General features: G+C 62.9%; 1 protein-coding gene. It reads left to right on the top strand.

All coding sequences use genetic code 11. The features are described from left to right. Positions 1-102 precede the first annotated feature (102 nt). Positions 103-924 carry an IS5 family transposase gene (locus Y88_RS18690; RefSeq protein WP_018076126.1) on the top strand — a complete coding sequence of 274 codons (822 nt, stop codon included), beginning with the start codon at positions 103-105 and terminating at the stop codon, positions 922-924. The last annotated feature ends 25 nt before the right edge of the window (positions 925-949 follow it).

The following is a 949-nucleotide window of genomic DNA, read 5'->3' as shown; positions in this document are numbered from 1 at the left end:
GAGCCTGATCCGAAATTAAGTTGAGTGGTGTCAGCGGGTTAGCTTGACGCCAGCCCAAGTCGTTGATTCAGGTGGTTTTGCGAAGACTACCGGAGATCAACGATGTGGACCGACACCACTCGGGCGCAGTATGCCCGCGCGGACTTGGCTTTGCCAAGCAATTTGACCGACGCAGAATGGGCGCTGCTGGAGCCGCTTTTGCCGCCGCCTTCGCGGGTGGGCCGCCCGCGCAAATGGCCGCTCAGGCGGATCGTCGAGGCGATCCTGTATCTGCTGCGCGGGGGTCTGCCGTGGCGGATGCTGCCCCCGTGCTTCCCGCCGGTCTCAACAGTGCGGCGCTGGTTTTATCTGTGGCGGGACAACCGGCTCTGGTTGTCGCTCAATCATGCCCTATTGCTGAGCGGGCGCGAGGCGGCCGGGCGCGAGGCCTCGCCCAGTGCGGGGGTGATCGATAGCCAGAGCGTGAAAACCACCGAAAGCGGTGGCCCCCGCGGCTACGATGCGGGCAAGAAGATCAAAGGCCGCAAGCGCCACATCCTGACAGACACCGAGGGCAATCTGGTCCACGCCGTGATCCACACCGCCGATATTCAAGACCGTGATGGCGCGCCGCTGGTGCTGGCGGAGATCATCAAGCGGTTCCCGTGGCTGCGCCATGTGTTTGCCGATGGCGGCTATGCGGGCGACAAACTCCGCCAGGCGCTGCGCCGGATCGGCAAATGGACCATCGAGATCGTCAAACGGTCCGATACGTCCAAGGGCTTCGTCGTCCTCCCGCGCCGTTGGGTCGTCGAGCGGACGCTGGCGTGGCTCAACCGAAATCGCCGCCTCGCCAAGGACTTCGAGCAGACTATCGCCTCGGCAACCGCATGGCTGTTCATCGCCTCAATCCAGCTCTTCGTCCGCCGCATTGCAAGGCTTTGAATTTACCTCGGATAATTCCGAATCA

It is taken from the genome of Novosphingobium nitrogenifigens DSM 19370 (assembly GCF_000192575.1).
GTDB lineage: Bacteria > Pseudomonadota > Alphaproteobacteria > Sphingomonadales > Sphingomonadaceae > Novosphingobium > Novosphingobium nitrogenifigens.
Note: the sequence above shows the minus strand (reverse complement) of the source record. Positions and strands in the feature narration are given on the sequence as shown.